General features: G+C 42.0%; 29 protein-coding genes and 1 riboswitch. Of the genes, 22 read left to right on the forward strand and 7 right to left on the reverse strand.

Going from position 1 to position 24,348, the window contains the following annotated elements:
- Nucleotides 1-127: 127 nt before the first annotated feature.
- From E4K68_RS12005 to E4K68_RS12015, 4 genes are all read left to right on the forward strand, one after another.
- On the forward strand, nt 128-421 hold the full coding sequence (locus E4K68_RS12005; protein ID WP_135379182.1) for an ACT domain-containing protein: 294 nt from the start codon (nt 128-130) through the stop codon (nt 419-421).
- Nucleotides 422-465: 44 nt separating this feature from the next.
- On the forward strand, nt 466-1,833 hold the full coding sequence (locus E4K68_RS12010) for a PFL family protein (RefSeq protein ID WP_135379183.1): 1,368 nt from the start codon (nt 466-468) through the stop codon (nt 1,831-1,833).
- Nucleotides 1,834-2,003: 170 nt separating this feature from the next.
- Nucleotides 2,004-2,144, forward strand: a complete 141-nt coding sequence (locus E4K68_RS20380) for a hypothetical protein (RefSeq protein ID WP_158291413.1) — start codon at nt 2,004-2,006, stop codon at nt 2,142-2,144.
- 813 nt (nt 2,145-2,957) lie between these two features.
- Nucleotides 2,958-3,098: riboswitch (cyclic di-AMP (ydaO/yuaA leader) on the forward strand.
- Nucleotides 3,099-3,101: 3 nt separating this feature from the next.
- A complete protein-coding gene (locus E4K68_RS12015; RefSeq protein ID WP_243450352.1) occupies nt 3,102-3,836 on the forward strand; it encodes a C40 family peptidase in 735 nt (244 codons plus the stop codon).
- Between the two features lie 260 nt (nt 3,837-4,096).
- On the opposite strand, the gene uvrC is transcribed toward E4K68_RS12015, so the two are convergent.
- A complete protein-coding gene (gene uvrC / locus E4K68_RS12020) occupies nt 4,097-5,857 on the reverse strand; it encodes an excinuclease ABC subunit UvrC (RefSeq protein WP_135379185.1) in 1,761 nt (586 codons plus the stop codon).
- A gap of 152 nt (nt 5,858-6,009) precedes the next feature.
- Here uvrC and E4K68_RS12025 point away from each other — a divergent pair, with 152 nt between their 5' ends.
- Nucleotides 6,010-6,534, forward strand: a complete 525-nt coding sequence (locus E4K68_RS12025) for a hypothetical protein (protein ID WP_135379186.1) — start codon at nt 6,010-6,012, stop codon at nt 6,532-6,534.
- A gap of 12 nt (nt 6,535-6,546) precedes the next feature.
- Here E4K68_RS12025 and E4K68_RS12030 read toward each other — a convergent pair whose 3' ends face one another.
- The gene (locus tag E4K68_RS12030) at nt 6,547-6,990 is read right to left on the reverse strand and encodes a DMT family transporter (RefSeq protein WP_135379187.1); all 444 of its coding nucleotides are present in this window, start codon (nt 6,988-6,990) and stop codon (nt 6,547-6,549) included.
- 135 nt (nt 6,991-7,125) lie between these two features.
- Between E4K68_RS12030 and E4K68_RS12035 the strand changes: the two genes are divergently transcribed.
- The 7 genes from E4K68_RS12035 (at nt 7,126) to E4K68_RS12065 (ending at nt 11,839) form a co-directional block, all read left to right on the forward strand.
- Nucleotides 7,126-7,500, forward strand: a complete 375-nt coding sequence (locus E4K68_RS12035; RefSeq protein WP_135379188.1) for a hypothetical protein — start codon at nt 7,126-7,128, stop codon at nt 7,498-7,500.
- A gap of 125 nt (nt 7,501-7,625) precedes the next feature.
- Nucleotides 7,626-8,735: an aminofutalosine synthase MqnE gene (gene mqnE, locus E4K68_RS12040; protein WP_135379189.1), complete on the forward strand. Its 1,110-nt coding sequence runs from the start codon at nt 7,626-7,628 to the stop codon at nt 8,733-8,735.
- Nucleotides 8,736-8,780: 45 nt separating this feature from the next.
- Nucleotides 8,781-9,263 (forward strand): metallophosphoesterase family protein, encoded by a 483-nt coding sequence (locus E4K68_RS12045; RefSeq protein ID WP_135379190.1) that lies wholly within the window; start codon nt 8,781-8,783, stop codon nt 9,261-9,263.
- 15 nt (nt 9,264-9,278) lie between these two features.
- Nucleotides 9,279-9,881: a DUF2103 domain-containing protein gene (locus tag E4K68_RS12050; RefSeq protein ID WP_135379191.1), complete on the forward strand. Its 603-nt coding sequence runs from the start codon at nt 9,279-9,281 to the stop codon at nt 9,879-9,881.
- 88 nt (nt 9,882-9,969) lie between these two features.
- Nucleotides 9,970-11,073 carry a hypothetical protein gene (locus E4K68_RS12055; protein WP_135379192.1) on the forward strand — a complete coding sequence of 368 codons (1,104 nt, stop codon included), beginning with the start codon at nt 9,970-9,972 and terminating at the stop codon, nt 11,071-11,073.
- On the forward strand, nt 11,070-11,345 hold the full coding sequence (locus tag E4K68_RS12060) for an EscU/YscU/HrcU family type III secretion system export apparatus switch protein (RefSeq protein WP_135379193.1): 276 nt from the start codon (nt 11,070-11,072) through the stop codon (nt 11,343-11,345). The genes E4K68_RS12055 and E4K68_RS12060 overlap by 4 nt, the downstream gene beginning before the upstream one ends.
- A gap of 50 nt (nt 11,346-11,395) precedes the next feature.
- Nucleotides 11,396-11,839: a DUF2383 domain-containing protein gene (locus tag E4K68_RS12065; protein WP_135379194.1), complete on the forward strand. Its 444-nt coding sequence runs from the start codon at nt 11,396-11,398 to the stop codon at nt 11,837-11,839.
- Between the two features lie 77 nt (nt 11,840-11,916).
- Here E4K68_RS12065 and E4K68_RS12070 read toward each other — a convergent pair whose 3' ends face one another.
- Nucleotides 11,917-12,246, reverse strand: a complete 330-nt coding sequence (locus tag E4K68_RS12070) for a hypothetical protein (RefSeq protein WP_135379195.1) — start codon at nt 12,244-12,246, stop codon at nt 11,917-11,919.
- Between the two features lie 229 nt (nt 12,247-12,475).
- Between E4K68_RS12070 and E4K68_RS12075 the strand changes: the two genes are divergently transcribed.
- Complete coding sequence (locus E4K68_RS12075) at nt 12,476-12,739, forward strand: antibiotic biosynthesis monooxygenase (protein WP_135379196.1); 264 nt, start codon at nt 12,476-12,478, stop codon at nt 12,737-12,739.
- A gap of 48 nt (nt 12,740-12,787) precedes the next feature.
- On the opposite strand, the gene E4K68_RS12080 is transcribed toward E4K68_RS12075, so the two are convergent.
- The 3 genes from E4K68_RS12080 to E4K68_RS12090 all read right to left on the reverse strand — a co-directional run bounded on the left by E4K68_RS12080 (nt 12,788) and on the right by E4K68_RS12090 (nt 16,262).
- Entirely contained in the window at nt 12,788-13,600 is an 813-nt protein-coding gene (locus E4K68_RS12080) for an aminotransferase class IV (protein WP_243450353.1), read from the reverse strand.
- Between the two features lie 32 nt (nt 13,601-13,632).
- Nucleotides 13,633-15,654 (reverse strand): aminodeoxychorismate synthase component I, encoded by a 2,022-nt coding sequence (pabB, locus tag E4K68_RS12085; protein ID WP_135379198.1) that lies wholly within the window; start codon nt 15,652-15,654, stop codon nt 13,633-13,635.
- Between the two features lie 101 nt (nt 15,655-15,755).
- On the reverse strand, nt 15,756-16,262 hold the full coding sequence (locus E4K68_RS12090; RefSeq protein ID WP_135379345.1) for a hypothetical protein: 507 nt from the start codon (nt 16,260-16,262) through the stop codon (nt 15,756-15,758).
- Between the two features lie 146 nt (nt 16,263-16,408).
- Here E4K68_RS12090 and E4K68_RS12095 point away from each other — a divergent pair, with 146 nt between their 5' ends.
- From E4K68_RS12095 to E4K68_RS12120, 8 genes are all read left to right on the forward strand, one after another.
- Nucleotides 16,409-19,201, forward strand: a complete 2,793-nt coding sequence (locus tag E4K68_RS12095; RefSeq protein WP_199241756.1) for a helicase C-terminal domain-containing protein — start codon at nt 16,409-16,411, stop codon at nt 19,199-19,201.
- Nucleotides 19,202-19,258: 57 nt separating this feature from the next.
- Nucleotides 19,259-19,894 carry a phosphatidylserine decarboxylase family protein gene (locus tag E4K68_RS12100; RefSeq protein WP_135379199.1) on the forward strand — a complete coding sequence of 212 codons (636 nt, stop codon included), beginning with the start codon at nt 19,259-19,261 and terminating at the stop codon, nt 19,892-19,894.
- The gene (gene pssA, locus E4K68_RS12105) at nt 19,894-20,433 is read left to right on the forward strand and encodes a CDP-diacylglycerol--serine O-phosphatidyltransferase (RefSeq protein WP_135379200.1); all 540 of its coding nucleotides are present in this window, start codon (nt 19,894-19,896) and stop codon (nt 20,431-20,433) included. Before E4K68_RS12100 ends, pssA begins: the two co-directional genes overlap by 1 nt.
- Nucleotides 20,434-20,694: 261 nt before the next feature.
- A complete protein-coding gene (locus E4K68_RS12110) occupies nt 20,695-21,045 on the forward strand; it encodes a recombinase (protein ID WP_135379201.1) in 351 nt (116 codons plus the stop codon).
- 201 nt (nt 21,046-21,246) lie between these two features.
- Nucleotides 21,247-21,693 (forward strand): hypothetical protein, encoded by a 447-nt coding sequence (locus E4K68_RS12115; protein WP_135379202.1) that lies wholly within the window; start codon nt 21,247-21,249, stop codon nt 21,691-21,693.
- Nucleotides 21,694-21,712: 19 nt separating this feature from the next.
- On the forward strand, nt 21,713-21,850 hold the full coding sequence (locus E4K68_RS20385) for a hypothetical protein (protein WP_158291414.1): 138 nt from the start codon (nt 21,713-21,715) through the stop codon (nt 21,848-21,850).
- 293 nt (nt 21,851-22,143) lie between these two features.
- A complete protein-coding gene (locus E4K68_RS20655; RefSeq protein ID WP_199241757.1) occupies nt 22,144-22,290 on the forward strand; it encodes a hypothetical protein in 147 nt (48 codons plus the stop codon).
- An 11-nt stretch (nt 22,291-22,301) separates the two neighbouring features.
- Nucleotides 22,302-23,183: a DUF1858 domain-containing protein gene (locus E4K68_RS12120; protein WP_135379203.1), complete on the forward strand. Its 882-nt coding sequence runs from the start codon at nt 22,302-22,304 to the stop codon at nt 23,181-23,183.
- A 58-nt stretch (nt 23,184-23,241) separates the two neighbouring features.
- On the opposite strand, the gene E4K68_RS12125 is transcribed toward E4K68_RS12120, so the two are convergent.
- Nucleotides 23,242-23,433, reverse strand: a complete 192-nt coding sequence (locus tag E4K68_RS12125) for a ferredoxin (protein WP_135379204.1) — start codon at nt 23,431-23,433, stop codon at nt 23,242-23,244.
- 136 nt (nt 23,434-23,569) lie between these two features.
- Here E4K68_RS12125 and E4K68_RS12130 point away from each other — a divergent pair, with 136 nt between their 5' ends.
- Nucleotides 23,570-24,079: a GNAT family N-acetyltransferase gene (locus E4K68_RS12130; protein WP_135379205.1), complete on the forward strand. Its 510-nt coding sequence runs from the start codon at nt 23,570-23,572 to the stop codon at nt 24,077-24,079.
- The last annotated feature ends 269 nt before the right edge of the window (nt 24,080-24,348 follow it).

The raw sequence follows: 24,348 nt of genomic DNA on the forward strand, positions 1-24,348 counted from the left end.
ATGTTAGAATTCAATCCCATCTTAAAAAGCGACTAAATAGCAATAAAAGGACTTGAGTATATTTTGCAAATGTGTTAGTCTAATGTCCATATTAGGAATACATTCGTCTATAAAGGGAGGAAATGTCATGACATTACCACGGGAAGAATCTAACCGTGCTATTATCACAGTTTTGGGTCGCGATCAAATCGGGATTATTGCTTGGGTTTCTGGACGGTTAGCGGAATATAGCGTTAACATACTTGATATTAGTCAAACGATTGTGAGCGAATTTTTCACGATGATCATGGTGGTAGATTTAAATCCAGCCGTTTTGGAGCTCGTAGAACTAGCACGCTCCTTGGAAAATGAGGGAAATGATAAAGGACTACAAGTAAAGGTTCAACACGAAGATATTTTTACATTTATGCATCGCATCTGATTGATGCACTATGAGATACTTAAGTTAGGTAGTGGAGGGAAATCATGACAATCACATTCGCACGAGAAGAGATTCAGCAAACGATCAAAATGATTCATGAAGAGAATTTGGATATAAGAACCATTACCATGGGGATTAGCCTTCTTGATTGTGGTTCCGAAGATATTAGTCGGATGGAAACGAAGATTTATGATAAAGTTACAAAGATTGCTGAACGATTAGTGACAGTTGGCGAACAAATTTCGGCGCGTTATGGGATTCCTATTATCAATAAGCGGGTATCTGTTACGCCCATCGCGATTGCGGCCGCTCACTTAAATACAGAAGAAATGGTGCGGATTGCCAAAGTATTAGATCGTGCGGCTAGAGAAATTGGAGTTAATTTTATCGGCGGCTTTTCTGCCTTGGTTCAGAAGGGCTTTACCGCGGGGGATTTAGCGCTTATTGACGCCATCCCACAAGCACTTAGTGAGACTGAATTTATTTGTTCCTCAGTGAATATCGGAACGACTAAAACGGGGATTAACATGGATGCAGTACTAAAAATGGGTCAAGTGATCTTGAATTGCGCTCAACTGACTGCAGACAGAGATGGTATTGCAGCAGCAAAATTAGTCGTATTCTGCAATGCACCAGAGGATAATCCGTTCATGGCTGGTGCTTTCCACGGAGTGGGAGAACCAGAATGTGTTATAAACGTAGGAGTCAGTGGCCCAGGGGTTGTGGCTAAGGTTGTTAAAGAATACCCTGAAGCGGATTTCAGTGAACTATCCAATTTAATTAAACAAACATCCTTTAAGATCACTCGTATGGGTGAGCTGATTGGACGAGCAACCTCGAAGGCTTTAAATGTTCCTTTCGGGATCGTAGATCTTTCTTTAGCACCCACCCCAGCAATAGGAGACAGTGTGGCAGAAATCCTTGAAAATATGGGTCTAGAACGATGTGGAACACATGGAACAACAGCCGCCTTGGCATTGCTTAATGATGCGGTTAAAAAGGGTGGTGCAATGGCTTCTTCCCATGTTGGGGGGTTAAGCGGAGCGTTTATTCCTGTCTCTGAGGATGCGGGAATGGTTAAGGCTGTGGAAGTAGGTGCTTTGACCTTAGATAAGTTGGAAGCAATGACCTGTGTCTGTTCCGTCGGGCTCGATATGATTGCATTACCGGGAGATGTTAGTGCAGAAACGATTTCTGCAATTATCGCAGATGAAGCAGCTATCGGGATGATTAATAAAAAGACAACAGCGGTACGGGTTATTCCGGCAATCGGGAAGAAGGCGGGCGAACGGGTGGAATTTGGCGGGTTGTTAGGTGGAGCACCGATCATGGCCATACATCCTTTTTCTTCAAGTATGTTTGTGAAACGTGGAGGCCGTATTCCAGCTCCTCTCATAAGCTTATCAAACTAAGTTTTTGTTTAGGAAAATCCCTAAAATGAATCTCTATCGAATGTATAAATGTCTATTCTCGTTAATTTAAGCGTATAGAAGCCTAAAGGAGTTTTTACAAATCAACGGAAATCAGGTAAAATGATGGTTGACGTTTGATTTCTTTGGGCTATGGAACGTTATTCTAGTGCATGAGTTGGCAATCGAAGGCGGGCCTAATAATCCGCCGAGGGCATACCGATGAAGTTCCTGGTGGTGGCTTTCGACGCCCAGTCGAGGGTTGCTGCTGGGAGTTAAGGTTGAGGGGGATCTGCAATGGCATGCGGGCGTGACCCTTTTCCGTGGAGGCCTAAGTGCGTGGCTTCTAAAGGGGCTACGGCTTAGGGTAGAACCTGCATTAGGAAGGAACTTAGTGCAGTGTAGCCTGCCTTGAGGTGGGAAAGTTGGGAAGGTTTAAAGGATCTTGATTGTGTTGGCCGATGCATTCCAGATTGCCGGAAATGCTTTTCTGCAAAAGAGGCTAGATTGTCGAGGAGTGTGAAGGAAACTTCTAGAGCGTGTACCAACGAGGATTGAAGTGCGGACTCAGTGGTGATCAAGTTCTGAGTGATGGTGACACCTCAGGCTGAGACTAAGGAGAAATCGCCTTGCGGGAAACCGAAGGAACTCAGTGGGAAAACCTACTTGACCTAAGCCTCAATATTGACTCGTTGGCCTCCTAACGCCCCATAAAAAACAACACTTCTTTTAATAAGAGGTGTTGTTTTTTATGGGACGGGTTAGTATTAATTGGCATTTCTCGTTGAATTTGTTGAGAAGGGAGGCCTAAGGAGTTACTAAGTGTTGAAAGATATATTAACATGAGGATACCTTTCGGAAGGAATTTTCCCAGGGTAACTGTTTTAGGAGAGTGTGAGTAAAATAATTGATCTAAGGGCAATGTATTATATGGTGGGATGATAGCGTTTGGAAGTTTTAGAGCTCCAAAAATTTGTTGATGGGTTTTTAATAGAAGGGCGTGATAATTACCGAAAACAATAAGGATAAGAGGGTTACATATCTAATAATAAGATTCTTTACAAAAAGATCTAATTTCTTTTGATATTTTGCAGGATTTTCTGAGTTTCTACCGAATATATATAAGACCATTAAAAAAGCTGAATCCAAGCTTAATGTACTTGGAATGGGGGATTATTTTGGGGTGAATCACGTGCCGTAACGTGTAGGGCTTTCACCTTCTGCCCGAATCCGTCAACTAACCTCGTAAGCTTATGAAAGGTGGAAATTTTTTGCTTATCTCCTCATCTGTACGGATGTGGCTGGGAAGCTCAACTTTGGCAGGCTTGCTTTTAGTAAGTAGCCTACCTGCGTTGGCCTTAACACAACCCGCGACTATCCTTACACCCATGAAACCGACGCTCTTAGCGTCAACTGTCGAACCAACCGGAACCTATGCTAAAGCTGTGCGAAAGCAATTGCAATGGACTGGGAGTCCTGTGATGACCAATGTCAGGACCGTTACCGCGGGAATGTCGGTATCAGTCAAACCAGTTGAAGTCGCGGCTCAACCCACAAAAACTGTGCAAACTACAAAAACCACTAAAAACGACTCACGACCCGTTCAAGTAGCAGCAGTCGCTAAGAAACAAGTTTCTCGATCCGACGGAACAGGGCTTGTGAATAATGCTCTGAGCTTACAGGGCGTGCCTTACGTCTTTGGAGGAACTAGCCGAAGTGGCTTTGACTGTTCGGGATATACTCAATATGTTTTTAATGGTTCTGGCACTTCCTTGCCGAGGACGGCAGGAGAACAATTCAACGTGGGTTCTTCAGTAAATCGTAATGAACTCCAAGCAGGGGATCTTGTATTCTTTACGACTTATGCTCCAGGAGCTTCCCATGTCGGTATTTATATCGGTGGAGGACGTTTTGTTCATGCGTCTAATAGTGGCGTGCGCACTACGAGCCTTGGGGACAGCTATTATGCCGGCCGGTATCTTGGTGCTCGACGGGTTGCTCAGTAATCACCCAATCAAAAGTACAACAGTAACTTGCAGTTACTGTTGTACTTTTTTGCTATGAACCTCTAACATCGGAGATGTGGAAGCCATGGAATTGGTGTAAATTTTGTACATTCCCCACCTGGCCTGGCTAAGGTAAATGAAGCATTTTGAATGTAGGAATCCGAAACTTTGCAACTGTGAGTTCGTTTAAAGTAACATTTCCGACACAACTCAACTCGGTAGTTTAAGATCATGGAATAATCTCCTTTTTAGACTAGTGCTTATAAGGGTGTATCCTGAAAATATTGATAGATTATTGTTGCGGCATTTTTTGGGAGCCCGGCCGCTTGGATCTCCTCGATGCTTGCGCGCTGAATGTCTTCAAGAGATGAAAAGTGACGCAGCAGGCATTGTTTGCGTTTTGGCCCGATACCGGCAATGTTGTCCAGAGCAGAAAGTGTCATATTTTTTGCGCGTTGTTGACGGTGAAACGTGATAGCGAAACGATGGACCTCATCTTGGATCCTTCCAAGTAAATGAAATGTGGAGTGGTTTTTGGGTAATAGGACGGGGTTGCCAGTTTGATCTAGAAGCCCGTGGGTTTGATGACGATCATTTTTAACTATCCCTGCGACAGGAATAGCCAAGTTAAGTTCATTTAGAACCTTTAAAGCCGCATTAATTTGTCCTTTACCCCCATCAACTAAGATTAAGTTTGGCAAAAGGCCATTTTCTGAAATCAATCGTGTATACCTGCGTAGAACGACCTGCCCCATGGCAGCTGTATCATCGGACGTCTCCATGGGTTGGATTTTATATTTTCGGTATCCTCTGCGCTGGGGTTTACCCTCGATGAATTGAACCATGCCAGCAACAGTGTTTGTTCCAGCCGTATTTGAGATGTCAAAAGCTTCAATTCGGTTGGGAGACGGGATATTCAATAGTTCGCCAAGTGTGGCCAACGCCAGTTGTGTTTCAGATTGTTGGTTCATTTCTAGTGTGATTTGCTCATGAAGAGTGGTCTGTGCATTGGACATCGCCATCTGAATTAGTTCCCGTTTTTTTCCTTTTTGAGGAACAGTTATGGGAAATAGGTTTGATAAAACCAGAGAGTCGATCGAAGGGAGTAAGATTTCCTGAGGCCATACCGCACGCTCAATGTAGAACTGAGCGACAAAAGAGGTGAACGCTTCTTCGGGGTCTTCATAATAGGGAAAGATAAAACTATCTCGTGCCAACAATTTACCTTGACGTAAGTAAAAAACCTGAATGCACATTTGATCGGTGGTAAGTGCGTACCCAAGAACATCCCGATCAATAAAATCATTGAGAGTAATGTTTTGTTTTTCTCCCAGTTGTTTTAGATCTTCAATAAGGTCCCGATATTCTTTTGCACGTTCAAAATGTAGAGCCTCAGAGGACTCTTGCATTTTACCCTCTAAAAGCGCAAGAATTCCGCTTTGATCCCCCTTCAGAAAGGATGAAACCTCTTTGCGCATTCCCACGTAAACATCAAGGGAGACGTCATCGACGCAAGGGGCAAGGCATTGGTCTAAATGGTAATAAAGACAAGCCCGTGAGGGGATTTGGCGACATTTTCGAAAAGGAAAAAGCCGATTGAGTAGACGAGCAGCTTCTTTGGCGGCAGTTGCATTCGGATAAGGTCCGAAGTATTTGCCGTTTCCTTTTTTTATTTTCCGTGTGACGAGAATTCGTGGGTGTTTTTCCTCTGTAATCACTAAATAGGGGTAGGTTTTATCATCTCTTAAGAGGATATTGTACTTTGGGTTATGCTTCTTGATGAGATTGCATTCCAAGACTAGAGCCTCAACTTCAGACTCTGTTATGATATATTCAAAATCGACGATCTGACTTACTAGTCGACCGGTTTTTCCGTCGTGTGATCCAGTAAAATAGGACTTTACCCGGTTTTTTAGTATCTTAGCTTTACCGACATAGATAATTTGTCCCTGGGTATCTTTCATCAAATACACGCCCGGTTTTCCTGGCAACAATGTCAGTTTTTGTCGAAGTAGATCCATATTCCCCACCTCACTTCTTATTCTAGAGTGTAGATTTGTGAGATGCAAGTTTTTATACATAACTATATTAAGACGAACGTATACATGGTTTAAGGACCTAGTTGTTAGTTATCTATAAACCAGACTATATGGGGTTAATGGGGGGTTAAGGTATGCCAAATAGCTGGGGGCGACGTCCACGTAACGAACTATGGCAGGATTTACAAGCCTTGGCCCTTTGGATCTTAATTATCGGGGTTGTTGGGTTTGTTTTGTTTCCGAACTTTTTTAAGAATATATACTCACGCCTATCTGATCCAGTGACCCAAACAAGTACAGTAAATGACCAATATACACTGAATAACTCGACAGGCACAGACCCTTCTGTGATAGATCCCCAGACGTTACTTGGTCAAGATTTCTCGAATGTATCCAATGCTTTATATAATAATGGAAAAAACGAAGTGTCTTCGGGTTATTGGGTTATATTTGTCGCTGAAGGTGAGTTCAAACAGCTTGCCGTAAGTAGCGATGCATACACCTTTTTACTTAAACTTATTCAAAGTGATCAAAACAATTCGGGTGGTAATTCGATCATCTTGACTGCTAACGGTCAAATTCGAAAATATACGGTCAGTGCAGAAATTTATGACATTATCAATAAGATGGCTGTCATTGTGGACCGTAATAATAAATAAACAGACGATTGACTAACGGAAAAGAAGTTTGGCCCCTGCAGCAAAAAATCCAATTCCTACGATTTGCCATGGATTCCAAGGCATACGACTTACCCCAAAACATCCAAAATGGTCGATAAGTACAGCCGTACTAACCTGCCCGATGATAATTGCCGTGGTCGCATTACAGACGCCAATTTTTGGGATGCTTAGAGCAACAAGTCCTACAATGATGACACTGAGTACACCTCCAAGGTAAAGATACCATGGCACAGCCCCCCAATTGTGTTTTGAAAGAGGGTCTCGCCAAGCTATTACTGCAATCAAAGCAATAAGAGAGCCAATGATGTGGACAAGGAATGTTGCAGAAATCAAGGATGTTTTTTGACTTAAGCACGAATTTATAGTCCCTTGTATTGCCATCGCAATTCCCGAGATAGCCGCAATCAAAAATGGAAAATTGAGTAGTTTTAACATAATTTCCTCCTTAGATCAATTTTAACAACGTGGAAAAGATGACCATGTTCGTCAAGATATATCAGTATTCATTAGAAAGGTTAAGGGAAAAATGAAAACGTAGAAACAGTAAAAATAAGAAAAAGAGGTGGCGTCATGGACATCGATTATAATTTAGTGCAACGCGCCCAGATGCTGCTCACGTTAGAACATCCCTTGAATCAAGTGCGAGAAATTCTAATACGAGAAGGATATCCGCAAGAACAGGTTGTAGAACTAATGAATGCAACTGAAGAAGTCTTAAATTATCTTGTTCCTCCTCAATATGATGAACATAAAATTGGAATTGATATCTTACACCCAGGAGAAAAAGTGGAGGGGAGAAAACCAACTGTTGATATTTTAATTGATAAACGATCTGGACGGTTAGAATTAATCACACCTCATCAACCCGAAACGTGGCGAGTTGCCAATGAAGTACGTAAAGCGATTAAGCGGCAGCGTCAAAGTGGTATGAAACATTTTCATTAAAAGGTACAAGGGCTCTTAGCGAAAGCTTAGGGTCCTTCTCTTTACTGTTTTATATCTTTTCTCGTATTTCAATAATTATGTTATAATTAAAAATAAGTAACAATTTCAGGAAAGAAGGGCCCAAAGTGGAATTTGCTCCAGTATTCAATGGATTAGAAGACGTATATAAAAAAATGTTGACTAAACAACGACTTGATCGTCAGGATGGCCTAAATCTTTTGCAAACGACCAATATCCTGGGTCTGGGTTACCTGGCGAACGAGCGGAGACGCTCTATCTGTGGTGATCAGGTGTTTTTCAATAATAACGCCCATATTAACTATAGTAATGTATGCAAAGTACGATGCGGGCTTTGTGCTTTTGGTAAAGACCAAGGAGAAAAAGGATCTTATACAATGTCTATAGAAGAAGTAGTTCAAAAAGCAGGACAATTTGGAGACCAAGGAGTGACCGAAATTCATATCGTTGGGGGGATACATCCTGATTTACCATTTACGTATTACCTAGATATGATCCGAAAAATCAAAGAACGTGTTCCACAGGTAAGTTTGAAGGCTTTCACGGCTGCTGAATATGATTATTTTGCCCAGATTGAGAACGTGCCAGTAATCGAAATACTTAAAACTCTGAAGGAAGCTGGCCTTAGCTTTATAACGGGTGGGGGAGCAGAAAACTTCAGTCCAAGGGTTCGGGAGATTATTTGCCCAGGCAAACTAAGTGGTGAGCGATGGTTAGAGATTCATCGTATTGCCCATCAATTAGGAATTCCCACCAATGCTAATATGCTTTATGGCCTGATTGAGACTGATGAAGAGCTTATTGATCATTTGTTAGCCTTACGTGCTTTACAAGATGAAACACAAGGTTTTTACGCACTGATTCCCACTGCTTTCCATCCAAAAAATACTAAATTCGAAGATGTACCTCAGGCGAGCGCACTGCGTACGTTAAAAGTAATCGCAGTAGCGAGGCTGATTTTGGATAATTTTCGTTATATTAAAGCTTATTGGGTGTCATCAAGTCCTCAGGTGGCCCAGATGGCACTTTCGTTCGGAGCAAACGATCTCGATGGGGTAGTCCGGGAGGAAAAAATTTATCATACTGCCGGTGCAACCAGCCCACAAATGCAAACCGAACAGCAGTTGATTCGTATGATTCATGAAGCTGGTTTAGAGGCTGTCGAAAGGGATACGTATTACCACGTTATTAGACGTATCGCTCCTAATAATGAGTGAGAGTCCTTGATGTCTGGTGGATTAAGTTGTTAAGAGGTGAATCAAATGCGTATCGCCGTATTGTCAGACACTCATTTGCGAGAGGGGAGATCTCTTCCTCGCATTGTCTGGGAACACTTAACTCAGATTGAGATGATTCTTCATGCGGGTGACTTGACTAATATGAGCTTGTTGGAGGAACTGGCCAGTATTGCTCCTGTCCGGGCGGTAAGAGGCAACTGTGATGGCTGGGATGTTTCTCTGCCTGAGCGTGACATTGTGGAATGTGAATCTTTGAGAATAGGTCTTATTCACGGTTCAGCAGGAAAGGGAAAAAACGTCCCGGAACGGGCCTATCTTGCATTTGCGGATTCTCCGGTTGATATCATTATTTTCGGGCATAGTCATTCCCCATTTATGGAATGGCGGAATGGCATTTTGATGTTCAATCCAGGTTCCCCCACGGATAAAAGGCGTGAACCCCAATATTCAATTGGAGTATTAGACCTTCAACGGGGCCAGGTTAAAGCGAATCATCTGTATTTTTGAAATCTGGAGGAACTCATGAAATATCGCAGAAATAAGGTGAAACGCGAACATGGCATCATACAAAATGCTTTGCAATGGCTTGAAAACTTAAGTACCCTTACTGAAGTGACTGACATTATTCCCGGTGTTATTGATGTCAATCATTCTTCTGAACGGGGTATTGTCTATAAATATGCAACCCAAACGGGGTGCAAACTTTTACTTAAAAGTAATGGTTCCATTCAAGAGGCCTTTGTGGTTACTAAAAACCCGGAATGTATTAAGAAATGGGTTGAAAAGAAATTCCCTCCAAATCCGCCAGCGAATGAATCAGAGGGTATAACTCAAAATAGCCTGCGAGAACGATCTAGTGAGAAGTTGACGAGCACTTCTGCACCCGTTCCTTCAAATCAGAGACTCATCTCAGAGAATAAGCCTGCTACTAGGCCTTGTAGGCATCGATCGAAGAAGAATTCCTCCAGAAACGTGACGGATTTTGAATCGAGAAAAGAAGATGGTTCAAATATCTCGGATCGATTAGATCGTTCTACTCTGAAAGCCCTGAAACATTTAAGGGAGTCACTTCACAACGCCAAAATTCAAAATGCTAAAACGAAAACGAAGAAACTATGGCAATAAATAAACAGCTTAAGACAAATATGTCCTAAGCTGTTTTTCCAAGTAAAGGAGCGAGTGCGTGCGTGCTTAAGTAAGGGGGTCTTTTTGTATGGAAGTTGGTCGTATATTAGCACCTGGGTCGATCGATAGCAACCTACTAAAACAATTGCGCCCTGGAGATCGGCTCTTGGTGGAAGTCATTCAAAAAACGGGGGAACGTGAAGGAACCATAAGGGTAAATGGGCAGGATGTTTTTGCTCTATTAGAAACTTCTACAGAATTAGGGGAAAAGTTCTGGGTTAAAGTAGCCAATGCCAATCAGGGCAACTTACTACTAGTACGAGAGCCAATAGTTGAAAAGCAAGGGGATATTCACGAGCTTTCTCAACAGCTACAACAAATTAGAGAAAGAGGATTTCCCATTCATCCAGAAATAATTGCCCTACTAAGAGAATTTCCTAAAGAGAATCCAGGCTTTCTGAGTTCTTTGTCGGAGATTATTCAAGGGAAGATGACGGATGAATTCTTGGCGAACTTGCGAAAATCAATCCCAGAGTGGGCTAATTTATCGGAAGAAAACGGAGCGGAAGAGCTTGTGGAGTGCTTAAGAAAACTAGGCCTCAATTATGAGCAACGCATACAACAAATGCTAAAATTAGAGTCTCATGCCAGGGAAACTGAGAAAAATAGCCTTAAAGACACATTTAAATTTGCTCTGCTCGAAGCCATTCAGAAGCAAGCAGGACGAGACCATGATTCCAAAGGGCCTTTGGCTCAATTACTTCAAAAACTTACAGGTCAACAACTGTGGTTTAAGACAGGAACCTTAGACAATGCCTATATGTTACTTCATCTTCCATTATTAAATCAGGGTCAACCTATTCCAGTTCAAATAGCGATAGAAAGTGCTCGTAAAGGGTCTAAAATGGATGCGCATCATTGTCGTGTGGCTATCCAGATAGAAACTCTGGAATTTGGAGAGATTGGAATTGATGCCTTTTTTGATCAAGATTCACTCGCTTTGCGTGTTCTTACCCGTGAGCAGCAAGTTCTACCTGAACTCATAGAGGAGGTTATGGATGAAACAAGGGCAAAATTCTCCAAACTAGGTTTTAATATCGTGAACGTTGAGACTGGGAATTTGGATAAGGCGATAGAATTCCAAAATTTCCTTAAAGGATTAAGGCGAAGTGGAGTTGATATTAAGAGATGAAAGAAAAGGCAGCAGCTTTGGTTTATGATCAATCAGGGGCACCTAGAATTGTGGCTAAAGGAGCAGGCGAAGTTGCTCGAAAAATAATAGATTCTGCAAAAGCAGAGGGCATCCCTATTCAGAAGAATGAAGTACTTATTGAAGCCCTGCTGCAGGTGGAGCTAACAAAAGAAATTCCACCTCAGCTCTATCGAGCAGTGGCGGAAATTCTCGCCTTTGTTTATAGGCTGGAAAAAGCAAAATCACACGCAAGCTCGTTATTACATACATAATTTTTCGAAGCTTTCACAAACTATTCATAGTAAAAAGGCAGGAGGTCACTATGGATATATCATTTGAAGTTTTGAACAAGATCCTTAAAGGCGAGCATATGGCAATCGAACAATATCAGGCGTATATTGATGCACTGACGGACGGTCCACTGCGTACTCATTTAACCGCTATTCTCACAGATCATAAAGAGCATGCAACTCGGATCGCCTATTACATTCAAACTAATGGGGGACAGGCCGAAGAAGGTGCAGGGGTTGTGGGGCTAGTGGCTGATTGGAAAACCCGTCTCAGTAATTTAGGAGAACTCAAACCAATGGAAATGCTTGAACAACTTTATTCCGGAGAAGATAAAGGTCTTGCTCGTGCTGTGCAGTATTCTGAACGGTTGTTAAGTAGTGCGGAAAAGGAGGTTTTAGCCCCGATATTTTCAAATGAACATGATCATCTAAAACAACTTCAAGGCCTGAGAGAAGGTCTTTATAGTAATATATAAGCGGATTAAATGTGAATGAAATAGTCTCGTGCAGAACCGTACAAAATTAAAAGCGGCAATCGCCGCTTTTAAAACTATTAGGCAGTGGGTTCTTCCTTATCTCGGTGCTTCCTCGACAAGCATAAGCGCTTCTTCGCTAACATTCCTGCCACTTTCCCATTGTCACCGAGAAGGATACCTTGTAATCTCCATTCGCGGAAAGTCTGCCAAAATTGTTGTTCAGAGATTCTCCGAGTATATCCTTCAGATTCTTCATCATAGGGCCAAAAAACATCAACCCACAAGGTTCCCTTGTTGCTTAAAACCAATACAAAATGAACAAGTTCTGGGTTAGGAGATTCAGAGTCACGCATTAGTATGTGTGAACGGCCGTTAGGGAAATCTGTTCGAATGTAAGTAAACTTCATCAATAATCCCCCTCAGTGCAATTCCAAATGAGACCTGACGTGGCAATTCAAGTATAGCATGAAACATTGAATAAGACGATGGGCTCTATGAGCCTGATACACACTGCTCATAGTAAAAGGCTATGGTTAATGCTGAGAGTAAAAATGCCTATGGTTTAACGTATGCAATAACTGTGTTTAGGATACAATACGCTAGAAATAAAAGATTGTGATAGGGAGTGTGTAGGATATGCTTACGGTTATTCACACGTTTAACGGTCCAGATCCAGATCGTATTTTAGGAGAACTGCGGACAGGGATTCAATCGGTCGAAAGTATTGAAGGTTTTAAATTTGCTTCGGTCAATAAACAAGAAAATACGTCAGACATTATGCTTTTTTCAAAATGGGAAAACCATTCGGCGTATCAAAATTGGGCGTCTACGGTAGGCGAAAATAAGGCATTTAAGTCCGCAACACCGCAAATGTTTGAGGTTCTAGAAGAAAAATACTAAAGAAAAAGGGTTGCCGGGGGTTATGCCCCCTAGGGCATCCCTTTTTCTTTAGACATGGAAATCATTCGAAGAAGAGAATGATTTCATCATTAAATTCTTATAAGCTAAATTAAGAACCTGCATTCTTGACTTCGTAGAACCAAGTGATTCGATATGAAACGGAAAATCGTTAATTTGGCGAACCGGCATTACGCCCATAAGGGCATTTGTCATAAATATTTCTTCTGACGATAATAGGTCTGATAAAGGGTACAGACCCTCTTGAGTTGGAATTTCCAGGGATTGAGCTAATTCTAAAATGAGTTGACGACGCGTTCCAGGTAAACATCCGCTCGAAAGTGATGGGGTAAAAAGTACTCCATCCTTAATAAAAAAGAGATTGCTCATGGTACCTTCGCAAACAAATCCCTGGGTATTAAGCCATAGGCCCTCATCTGCATTGTTTAGTTTAGCCGCTTCTTTAGCTAAGATATTTTCTACATAATTCGTGGATTTAATCGAAACTAAGGGTGATTGCTCATTGCGAGGGCAGGGTAAGAGATGGAGTCGGATTCCCAAGGTGTATTGAACAGTGGTGTAGGGAATTAGGCGTTTGTGCAACAAAAACTGAGAAGGTAGCTGAGTTTCTGGCGCTCCACCACTGAAGGTTACGCGAAGTGCATAGGGGAATGTTGTGGGAGTTTGGCTAGTAATTTGGTTGACGAAATTTAATACTTGCCGCGACCATGAACTTTCATCCGGTAGCTTGAGACCGAGTAGATTAGCTCCCTTATTCATGCGCTGCCAGTGAAGATCCATAAAAAGCGGCCCTTTTTCTGTGATTAAAAGGGTTTCAAAAAGTCCAAATCCAAATAATGCCAATCTATCATGAGAAAATAATGTTTCGTTGGAAATCATTCTAAGTGTCCTTTCAAAACCCTAAATAGGGCCCTTGCTTTATCAAGCGTCTCATTGTACTCATCTTCAGGTATTGAGTCAGCAACAATGCCGCCCCCTACATGAATATAGGCCTTCCCATCCTTTAATAGAATCGTGCGAATGACAATATTAAAGTCCCATGCTCCATCGAAACCCATATAACCGATGCTTCCGGTGTATATACCTCTCTTGAAGGGTTCTAGCTCTTCAAGAATTTCCATGGACCTAATTTTGGGCGCTCCCGTGATTGATCCGCCTGGAAAAACAGCCTGTAAAATATCACTGGGCTTGAGTCCCTGTAAAAGTTGCCCGGTAATCGTCGAGGCAAGATGCCAAACGGTAGGGTATTTCTCCAGTGTTATTAAATCTGGGACTTTAACGGTTCCAAATTCACAAATACGTCCAAGATCGTTTCGCTCTAAATCAATAATCATGGTTAATTCGGCACGATCCTTTAGACTGTTTTGAAGTTCTAGAGCGAGTCGCTGATCTTCTGAAGGCGAATTTCCACGGGGTCGAGTCCCTTTGATCGGACGAGTTTCGATGAGCCCGTCCGATTTTATTCGTATAAATCGCTCGGGAGAACTACAGAGTATTTGAAAATCCTGGTAGGGCAAAAAAACAGCAAATGGAGCAGGATTTTGTCTATGAAGCTGTGAATACAGATTCCAGGCATCCCCTTCCCAGTCTAAGGAAAAACGTTGGGTAAGATTGGCCTGGTAAATGTCTCCAGCATAGATGTAGTCAATTACGCGTTTTAAGTCAGATATATATTGTTCGCGGGAAACGCTGGGGTCTATTAAGTGGGAATCGGTCGTCGGATTGCCAAGGTCTTCTAGTTCTGAAGGTTTCTCAGATACAAATTTGTAGAGGATTTGCTCTAAGCTTTCGATACGAACATGGGCTAAATCAGCATGACATGTTCCAGTTTCATCGATACCGCAGGCTACAATCCAATACTTCTCACAATGATGATCATACACAACGATTCCATCATACCACGCAAAACGCCATAAAGGTAAGTTTAAGTCATCTTCGGCGCAGTCTGGAAGAGATTCAATAACATTCTTAAGATCATAGCTTAAAAAGCCTACAGCACCACCCGAGAAAGGGAAAGGGGCATGAAGCACTTGATATTTACTACTTGCTTCGTTTAGGAAGTGCAAACTTTCTGTTTTTGGAAGAGGAATCATTTCCTCACGTAAACGGTTTGGCCAAAAAAGGTTAAGCTGATCTGAATACGCTGTTGCCTCTAAAAAAGGGGATGATCCCATATAAGAATAACAGCCAAGTTCCTTGTAATCCTTTCCACTATCTAAGAAAAATGGAGAGGGCTTTTCTTTAAACGCTTGAAATAATAGGTGTGGAGAAACAGGAGCGGAGAGTGGTTTAACGACCCAGGGAGAGGGAGAATTTCGAATTTGCCATTTCTTGGCGTTTTGAAGGGCGTTCTTTAATAGTTGATGTCCTGACTGAGTTAAAATAGCTTCAGGATGAAATTGAATTCCCTCAAGAGGAAGTGCAATGTGACGAATGCCCATAATTTCACCATCGTCTGTCTCGGCAGTAATTAGAAATTCAGCTGGGAGGGAAGAACGTTCTATGATCAAAGAGTGATAACGAGTTACTTCCAAAGGGTTAACTAGGTTACTGAAGACGCCCTGCTGATCATGACGTATGAGCACTGTTTTACCGTGAACTGGTCGGTTCGCTCGGACTATGTTTCCACCAAAAAATTGTCCAATAGCTTGATGCCCGAGGCACACACCCAATATCGGTATTTTTCCTCGAAAGTATTCTATAACGGCTAATGACAAGGGGGCTTCATTCGGGGTACAGGGTCCAGGTGAGATGACGATTAGGTCAGGATGCATTTCATCGATTTCTACTAAAGAACAGGCATCTTGACGTTTGACAATGATGTCCTCTCCAAGCTCCCCAAAATATTGGTAGAGGTTATAGGTGAAAGAATCGTAATTGTCGAGCAAAAAAATCATAAATATTGCCCCTTTATGTTGGGTAGTTTATTTACTGATACATAATAATTGGTTACATTTCAGGAATAGTTGGCAAAAAGAAAAGCTGCTTTATGCAACTTCTATTTTTGTTTTGTATTATGCAGCATTTCATTTAAAGCTTCAAATGCGGGTTGGAGGTTAGGATTATTGATTCCCTGCAATATTATCGTGCGATTGAGGGTAACCTGCCCTACATTAGATCCTTCAACTTCGATTTGAAGAGACTGAACATCAAGGGTATGAACATGCTGATCTACGACAAAGGTCATGCGTTTTGGTTCAGGAAAATTGGCAAGTAGGCTCGTCGTTTTAAGATGGGCTTGATCAGAGGGTTCAAGGGCAATCGAGGTGTGCAAATCACTAAGGACAAACGAAGACTCTATAAGCAACTTCTGCATAATGGCGGTATTCGTATTCCAAGGCAACTTGATGAGTTCAGACTGTGTTTCTCCTGTGGGGGAAACTGATACAATGACGTACGAACCGTCTTGTGTTAAAAAAGGTTTTTCAGAGCATCCGCTAAGGAACAGACTAGACAATAAAATTCCAAGACTGAGTACAAAGGTTGAAATTTTCCGTTTGAACAATGGAGTATCCTTCTTCCTAAGCAAGATTGTCGACATAATTAAATGATCCAACGTAAGCTATTCGCTATAGAATTCTAAAATCCTGCTTTTCGTTGATTCCTTTCATGAAAATGGTGTACAATGGCACCAAGAGAGGGGTCAACATTGTGGGCAAAGATATCGTGGTTTTTGATGTGGAGACAACGGGCTTAGAAGGTGAACAGGATGAAATTGTTGAATTCGCTGCACTTCGAATCCATGATGGAGAGATTCAAGAATCATGTCATTTTCTGATTCGGCCAAATCAACGAATAACAAGTAAGATTATAGCGCTAACCGGTATACAAGAGAAAGATTTCAACGGTTCGTCTCCTCTTTGCGAACACCGCCAAGAGATTTTGGATTTTTTCAAGGATTCAGTGCTTGTTGGTCACCAGACTTCATTTGCCCTCTCAAATTTAGAGAGAAAATTAAACGTTCGTTTTGAGCAGCCCTTATGGGATACGTCTGAATTCTCCCGAATCTTCTTCCCAACCGCGCATCAATATCAATTAGCTTATTTAGCGGAGAAACTTTCATTATCTCCACTGGACGCCTCGGGGCTTCAACGATCGGAAATGAACGTATTGCTGATTTGGAAAATATTGGAATGCTGTAAGAAAAAAGTTCTGGAATTTGATCTTAGCTTCTTTGATCAAGCGCAGAGCTTTCTCGAAGGTTGGGCGGGGAGAGGTTTTATAGATGAATTACATAAAGAAATAACACGTCTCTTTCCTGACCGTCCGATCCGAACGGCTCTTGTGTTGGCACCTATTCAGGAGGGGTTATTTGCCAATGGGCAAACATCGTCGGTACGTATTCCCGATACCATAGATTGGGTTGTTAATAGTTTCTCGCCAGGAGGAATTCTTGAGCAGAGTTTACCTGGTTATGAAAGTCGCAGTGGCCAGGTAAAGATGGCAAAACTAATCGCTGAAGCTCTTACCTCTTCACAACACGTTGTCGTTGAAGCTGGAACAGGGACGGGGAAGTCGTTCGCTTATCTAATTCCAAGCATATGGTCGGCAAAAAATACTGGTCAAAAAGTCGTGGTCGCGACTCATACTATTCCCCTTCAAGAGCAACTTCTAAAAAAGGATATTCCGATACTGGAAACTGTGTTACCGTTTCAATTCCGTGCTTCTGTGTTAAAAGGTAAAGGGAACTATTGTTGTCTAAAGAAATGGCAGGCATGCTTGGTTAATCCCCGAGAAATTTCAGGTATGGACCAAAACCTTGCGATATTAAGTATCCTTGTTTGGTTAAGAGAAACACAAGCAGGGGACATCCAGGAACTCTCAAACGTACCCGGACTCAAGCAAATTTGGTCCAGCTTGGGTGCTGATAATGAAACCTGTTTCCCGGGAAGGTGTTCAGAAGCTGGTGTTTGCTTTTTGTTAAGAGCTCGCAAAAAAGCAGAAGAGGCGGATGTTTTAATAGTAAATCATTCGCTACTTTTCTCCGATCTAAAGACAGATTACAATGTTTTGCCAGAATATCATCAGTTAGTAATAGATGAAGCTCATCAGATTTATCAGACAGCATTGCAACATCTAGGCTCAGATCTTAGTCTAGAAAGTATCGAACGTATTGTCGATAACATAGGTAGACCAACGGGTCCGAATTTTTATGGAACTGTTAAACAACGGTTGGGATCTCTAACACATCTCGTTCCGTCTGTTCCTTGGGATGTATTTACTAAGCGGTTGGAGGGTATTCCTGATAGCTGTCCAACCATTTTGGAACAGGCTGAAGAATTATTTGAGTTGTTATCAATGCTTTTAGGAACGGAGCGTACGTTCCGATTTGTGGAAAGTCATACGACCAAACCGTGGTGGGAAGGTCTAAATGTCCAAATTGAGAATTTGGTGGGACGAATTAAATCGTTGGTCACTATCCTCGAAAGTTTGGGAAGTATACTAATCGGTGAAGACGCAGATGAGGCCGAAGAGTTAAGATACATTTTGGCCGGACATCAGAGGGAGTTAAATGCCCTTGTGGAGACACTGACACAAGTGATCAACCCACATAACCCGAAACAAGTGACGTGGTTGGAACAAAGTTCAAGACTTTATTTAAAAACTTCCCCAATTGAAGTTAGTGATATACTCGAGGAGAAAATCTTTTCTCGTCTGGATGCTGTTGTTTTAACCTCCGCAACGTTGAGCATATCCGATTCATTTGAGCATTTTCTAAATGATATCGGACTCCCTCAAGAGACAATCACTGCACGAGTAGATTCACCCTTTGATTATGAACGCCAGATGCGTTTTTTTGTGGTAAAGAAGGGGACGAATTCCCTGAATTCAGACGAGGAAAAGGCCTTAGAACTTTCAGAGTTTATCGCTGAAGTTGCGGAACGTATGAATGGTCGAACGATGGTTCTTTTCACAGCTCATAAATTACTTCGTGAAACCTACGTCTCGTTAGGTTCCAAATTAGCACGCATTGGTATCGAAACACTTGCACAGGGAGTCCATGGTGAACGAAGCACTCTGTTGGAAGCCTTCAAGAGAAATCCGAAAAGTGTCTTGTTAGGTGCGAATAGTTTTTGGGAGGGCATTGATATTCCAGGAGAAACCCTATCATGTGTCATCTTGATCAAGCTCCCGTTTTGGCCACCTACGTTGCCTTTGATTGAGGCTCGTTCAGAGTTTCTAAAGTCTCAAGGCAGAAATCCCTTTCAGGAACTCTTGTTGCCTGAAGCTGTCATTCGGTTTAAGCAAGGGTTTGGGCGTCTCATTCGTTCCAAGGGGGACCGTGGGGTTGTCATTTTGCTGGATGATCGTATTATACAAAAATATTACGGGCGGTTCTTTTTGAACTCTTTACCGATTCGAACCCACATGCGAGGAGAAAACAACCTCATTCTTCGAAAGCTTGAGGAGTGGAATACCAGAGGTTTGGACGAAGAGCTTTAATAATCGTCATAAAAATGGTAAACTAAAGAAAATCAAGAGGAGGAGGTCAATTTTTAGGTGATACAATATCCCGTTTCTCGTGACGGTTGGTTTTATCTGGCGATATTAACTGTTCTATCAGTTTTTGCTTATTGGATTTGGCCATGGTTTGTAATTTTACCAGGGATCCTGTTCTTGTTTATATTGTTTTTCTTTCGTAACCCCCAGAGAATTATTCCGGCGGATGAACATACGTTAGTTTCTCCGGCTGATGGTGTTGTCATGGATGTGGAAAGGGTCTTTGAAGACCAGTTTCTCGCGACCGAAAGCATACGTATACGTATTTTTTTGAGCGTGTTCAATGTACATGTTAATCGCAGCCCAATGGCAGGCAAGGTTGTATTTCGTGCCTATCGACCGGGAAAAATGATTCCGGCCTTTAAAAGCCATGCTTCAGAGTTGAATGAGAAGAATTATGTGGGTATCCAAAATAACCATCTACAAATTTTAGTGACGCAAATAACTGGATTTATTGCTCGTAGGATTGTATGTTGGATTAATCAAGGAGACAACCTTGCTAAAGGGGAGAGGTTTGGTCTGATCAAGTTTGGTTCATGTGCAGAGCTTTTTGTGCCGACAAATGTGGAGATGATGGTTGGTCCTGGGGATAAGGTGCGTGGGGGAGTAAGTATAATAGGGAGAGTGAGTGTCTAATGAGAGGAAACCCGATTCCTGCTCGCATGATCCCGAGCATCTTTACTTTGGCTAATTTACTTTTTGGTTTTCTAGCCTTGATCTGGGTCATTGAAGGGGATTTCACATTAGCTGCGGCGATGATTTTGATGTCTGTGCTTATGGACAGTTTGGACGGCAAGGTGGCGCGTCGACTTTCAGTAAGCTCAGACTTTGGCAAGGAACTAGATTCTTTGAGTGACTTGGTCTCTTTTGGGGTGGCGCCCGCTATTTTAACGTACCAGGCTATTTTACAGCCTCATCAATTGGGGGCTGTGAGGTATGTTGGTTTAGGGATCGCGGTAGGGTTTGCGTTATGTGGTGCAATCCGCTTGGCGCGTTTCAACATGCTCAACATTACGACTCATTTTGTAGGCGTTCCCATTACCTTTGCTGGCGGCCTAATGGCCTTACTAATGTTCTTGCGAACGATGTTGCCTTGGTATACCTATCCTGTAAGTATGGTGATTTTAGCTTTTTTAATGGTGTCAACGTATAAGGTGCCGAAACTGGGAAAGTAAATCTTATTAATCACCAAAGTATCATCATGAGTCGCGCACTGCAAAAGAGCAGGGAAGAATTACCTTCCCTGCTCTTTTGCATGTGTACGTATAATTCAGTATTCGTGTCTCAACACCGCAGTACTTTCTACCTTAGCGACGCTCTCCCCTCAAACGTCGTGTTTGAGTCATACTTGGGCGTATCAGTTTTTTCTTATCACCCTTGGAACGAATGAGGCATATAGTATGGCACGGGAACTGAATGTTTAGGGGGGACACTTGATGGATAATCAACAAGTTAGTTGGAACAGTGTGGGGTTGCGTATGGTTCAGGGTTTAACGACAACGATCGATGCAGTTCGACAATTAGATGTTCAGGAAGCCTCTTTGGTAATGCGTTTGTTAGGCAAAAGCTGTACTCGCATGATGAAGGATGGGGTAGGCCACCAATTTGGAATTGCTTTGATCGAAACGAGTGGTCAATTGGCAATGAAAGAGTCCTTGGTTTTGGAAGATGTTCTTAAAGTAATTACGGGAATTATTGGTCGACTTTATTTTACGGCAAATACCGAGGAAGAGCGCCAATTTGTCGCTCAACTTGAGGAAGCAGTAAAGAATTACCATATGGCTTAAACAAATTCGAGATTTTGGCTGCATACAATACTACTGAGCGAAGTTTAACAGGTAAAGGAGGAAACGTTCTATATGCGTATTTATTACGTTCGGTTACCTGAGTTTGTACTTAATGTTTTGAGAAAATTTTTTGGATAAAGAGGCATGAAAGACGCTGTTCCCTCCTAGAATGATAGTAGAGACAAGCAAGGGAGGGAAAGTATGCGTCAGAGTCGTTACGTATGGTTACTTGGGATATCACTTTTTTGTCTAATCTCTATAATTGCCTTGAAAACGCCTCAAACAGTGATATCGACAATGGCAGATCCTCAGTATGGGAATTCTACACGGACGACAGTCCAACATTTCTGGAAGCTTATGGATCTCCGCCAAACAGATCTCGCCCGAGATTTATTAAAATTACCAGAGGGATCTTTGGACGAATCAGAGTTCAAAGCTTGGGAAACTAGGTTGAATAAAAATCCCATGCTATCGCTGCAAAAAGTGGAGTTTATGACCTCGGATTTGGGCATTTCTCAAGGAGTGGTTGTACGCGTTTTTTGGACATCACCTGATCAAGGAGTACAGCATGTAACGTTTTCTAATGATCTAATACAGACTGAAAAGGGTTGGCGTATTCAACGAATCAAGCGAATCAACGACCTCTAGTTTAGAGGGGGAAATCACAGTGGAAAGTTACCCCAGGAATAACACGAATGTGCTTTTTGCAAAAATGCAGAAGACAGAAACGGCCCTGCCAATTCGTTTATATGTGGGTGTGATTTACCTAGTCGTTGGGTTAATCTTGTATCTTTGCACCAGCTAAGATTTTGAGAAATTAGCTATATTATTATTACACGGTTCCGCCATACTTGGCGAACTGTGTAATTTTTTTTATCAAGAGTTTTGGACGAACCAACGTTAGTTCGTTCATTGTATAGATTCTTGACTAATCGTTTAAACTGAGGCAAGAATCAATTTTTAGGTGCCTGTCAAAAAATCTATAATAGTTGTGTGAGAAACTTTGGCGTGCGGAATTGCACACTGATGTGTGTGTGAAGTCACACCACACCTGAGGCTACCGTGTTACATTATAAACATAAGAAGGAGGTCATTAAAATGGCTGACGTAAAAAAAGAGGCTCCTGAGTTTGAATGTGATCATTGTGGAACCACCAGTGAACTAACACCTGTACTGACGTATGTCCACCAAGGTGAAGAGAAACATGTATGTACGCATTGTTTACCAATGCTCATTCATGGTTAGGAGGATTACTTATGCGTTTTACACTGGATATGAAATTAAAAGATATAATGTCGTCAAACCCTAAGACTGCGGAAGCTATGCAGGAACTGGGATTACATTGCCTGGGATGTGCGTTCTCTGTTAATGAAACACTAGCCAATGCGGCTCAAATGCATAATCTCGATCCAAATGTTTTACTAGAAAAGGTAAACTCTGTAGAACAGGGAGAAATGTCTTCGGAGGCAGCGGCAAAGGCACAACCAGCCGGGGGCATCTTACAAATGGATAAAAAGACCTATTCGATTGCGCCGCACATTCCGGCAGGAGTAGTAACCCCCGAAATCTTACGTAAGATTGCAGATGTTTCGGAGAAATATCATGCCCAAGCAATCAAAGTGACATCTGCTCAGCGAATTGCCATCGTTGGATTACAACCACAAGACGTTCCGAAGATTTGGGAAGATCTGGGCATGGATCCTGGGCATGCGATTGGATTGTGTGTACGTAGTGTGAAAGTTTGCCCAGGTGACACATTTTGTAAGAGAGGATTGCAAGAAACGTTAGCATTAGGTATGGAAATCGACAAACGCTATCATGGGATGCAATTACCTTCGAAATTTAAGATTGGGGTCGCAGGTTGTCCAAATAAATGTACTGACGCTGCATCCGTCGACTTAGGTTTGATGGGTACTAGCAAGGGATATCATCTGTATGTTGGTGGAAATGGTGGAGTCAAGCCTAGGCAAGGGAATATCCTTTTAGAAAATCTTCAAAAGGAACAAGTCTTACCCGTGATTGATGCTGTAGTTTCCTACTACAAAGAAAACGCAAAACCCCAAGAACGGCTTGGACGTCTTATCGATCGAATTGGAATAGAAGGACTTCATGAATTTGCGGAAAAAGCAATACATTAAGACAGTAAAAAGCGGATGATTAATCATCCGCTTTTTACTGTCTTATAACGGCTAATACTTAACCATTAACATGAATGGCATCCACGGGGCATCCATCGGCAGCATCTTTGGCCGCTGCCTCAACATCACTAGGAATTGGGTTTGTATAGGCTACTGCCAACCCGTCATCCTCCATTTTAAAGACCTCAGGACAGAATTCTGGGCAGGCTCCGCATCCAATGCAAGTATCTTTGTCAACAGCAGCAATCATTTTGTACCCTCCTTTACTAATCTAAGATTATTCTCCCCTTGTCAAAGCCAACTATTCACGATAAGTTTATCATAAGAGTGATTTCTTTAAAGTTTAAGAGATAATAATGTAATGAACGGAATAGGAGCGGTGATCTATGTCTTTGGAAAAGCGGATTCGTTTAGCTGAGAGAAGGGACTTACAGCGACTAAATGAGATTTACAATTGGGCAGTTCTTAATACGGTAGCTACATTTGATCTGGAGGAACGTTCATCGGAACAAAGCGAACAATGGTTTGTTTCTCATCAGAATCCTTTTTATCCCTTATACGTTGTTGAGACTGCAGGAAATGTGTCTGGGTGGGGGAGTTTATCCCCTTTTCATCCGAGAGCGGCTTATCGTCTGACTGGAGAATTCTCCATTTACCTGTCACCAGAATATCAGGGAGAGGGGATCGGGAGCTTTCTTTTGCAGCATCTTTGTCAATGTGCAGAGGCGCTTGGATATCACTCCTTAATTGGCCTGATCACAGCGACAAATTCTGCTAGCCTTGGACTAGCACAAAAACATGGTTTTTTACGGGTGGGACATTATCACGAAGTGGGTCAGAAATTTGGAAAATGGCTAGATGTCATTGCGGTACAAAGAACAATCTTAGAAAATTAATCAGGAAACTGTTAATTTTTAATTATTATTCCCTAATCATTCAAAAAACTATTACATAATTTCACAATACTATCTTTTAAAATCTCTTTATCGGACGGATATGTTCTGATTAAACTCGATCATGTTCTCGTTGATTCGCAGTTTTCGTGTTGCCTTGTGATAAAGTGGAAAATAAAGGTACAAATTGCGTTAAAAATTAAATCCCAATAATATCCATAAATCCTTTGCTCATGAGCTTTTCAAGATAATTTAGCCACTTCTCACTGTTG

Source organism: Desulfosporosinus sp. Sb-LF (genome assembly GCF_004766055.1).
GTDB lineage: Bacteria > Bacillota > Desulfitobacteriia > Desulfitobacteriales > Desulfitobacteriaceae > Desulfosporosinus.

What these genes read in the sequence shown, in the direction of transcription:
- E4K68_RS12005 (WP_135379182.1), top strand. Translation starts at nt 128, where the DNA reads ATGACATTACCACGGGAAGAATCTAACCGTGCTATTATCACAGTTTTG.
- E4K68_RS12010 (WP_135379183.1), top strand. Translation starts at nt 466, where the DNA reads ATGACAATCACATTCGCACGAGAAGAGATTCAGCAAACGATCAAAATG.
- E4K68_RS20380 (WP_158291413.1), top strand. Translation starts at nt 2,004, where the DNA reads ATGAGTTGGCAATCGAAGGCGGGCCTAATAATCCGCCGAGGGCATACC.
- uvrC (WP_135379185.1), bottom strand. Translation starts at nt 5,857, where the DNA reads ATGGATCTACTTCGACAAAAACTGACATTGTTGCCAGGAAAACCGGGC.
- E4K68_RS12025 (WP_135379186.1), top strand. Translation starts at nt 6,010, where the DNA reads ATGCCAAATAGCTGGGGGCGACGTCCACGTAACGAACTATGGCAGGAT.
- E4K68_RS12030 (WP_135379187.1), bottom strand. Translation starts at nt 6,990, where the DNA reads ATGTTAAAACTACTCAATTTTCCATTTTTGATTGCGGCTATCTCGGGA.
- E4K68_RS12035 (WP_135379188.1), top strand. Translation starts at nt 7,126, where the DNA reads ATGGACATCGATTATAATTTAGTGCAACGCGCCCAGATGCTGCTCACG.
- E4K68_RS12045 (WP_135379190.1), top strand. Translation starts at nt 8,781, where the DNA reads ATGCGTATCGCCGTATTGTCAGACACTCATTTGCGAGAGGGGAGATCT.
- E4K68_RS12050 (WP_135379191.1), top strand. Translation starts at nt 9,279, where the DNA reads ATGAAATATCGCAGAAATAAGGTGAAACGCGAACATGGCATCATACAA.
- E4K68_RS12055 (WP_135379192.1), top strand. Translation starts at nt 9,970, where the DNA reads ATGGAAGTTGGTCGTATATTAGCACCTGGGTCGATCGATAGCAACCTA.
- E4K68_RS12060 (WP_135379193.1), top strand. Translation starts at nt 11,070, where the DNA reads ATGAAAGAAAAGGCAGCAGCTTTGGTTTATGATCAATCAGGGGCACCT.
- E4K68_RS12065 (WP_135379194.1), top strand. Translation starts at nt 11,396, where the DNA reads ATGGATATATCATTTGAAGTTTTGAACAAGATCCTTAAAGGCGAGCAT.
- E4K68_RS12070 (WP_135379195.1), bottom strand. Translation starts at nt 12,246, where the DNA reads ATGAAGTTTACTTACATTCGAACAGATTTCCCTAACGGCCGTTCACAC.
- E4K68_RS12075 (WP_135379196.1), top strand. Translation starts at nt 12,476, where the DNA reads ATGCTTACGGTTATTCACACGTTTAACGGTCCAGATCCAGATCGTATT.
- pabB (WP_135379198.1), bottom strand. Translation starts at nt 15,654, where the DNA reads ATGATTTTTTTGCTCGACAATTACGATTCTTTCACCTATAACCTCTAC.
- pssA (WP_135379200.1), top strand. Translation starts at nt 19,894, where the DNA reads ATGAGAGGAAACCCGATTCCTGCTCGCATGATCCCGAGCATCTTTACT.
- E4K68_RS12110 (WP_135379201.1), top strand. Translation starts at nt 20,695, where the DNA reads ATGGATAATCAACAAGTTAGTTGGAACAGTGTGGGGTTGCGTATGGTT.
- E4K68_RS12115 (WP_135379202.1), top strand. Translation starts at nt 21,247, where the DNA reads ATGCGTCAGAGTCGTTACGTATGGTTACTTGGGATATCACTTTTTTGT.
- E4K68_RS20655 (WP_199241757.1), top strand. Translation starts at nt 22,144, where the DNA reads ATGGCTGACGTAAAAAAAGAGGCTCCTGAGTTTGAATGTGATCATTGT.
- E4K68_RS12120 (WP_135379203.1), top strand. Translation starts at nt 22,302, where the DNA reads ATGCGTTTTACACTGGATATGAAATTAAAAGATATAATGTCGTCAAAC.
- E4K68_RS12125 (WP_135379204.1), bottom strand. Translation starts at nt 23,433, where the DNA reads ATGATTGCTGCTGTTGACAAAGATACTTGCATTGGATGCGGAGCCTGC.
- E4K68_RS12130 (WP_135379205.1), top strand. Translation starts at nt 23,570, where the DNA reads ATGTCTTTGGAAAAGCGGATTCGTTTAGCTGAGAGAAGGGACTTACAG.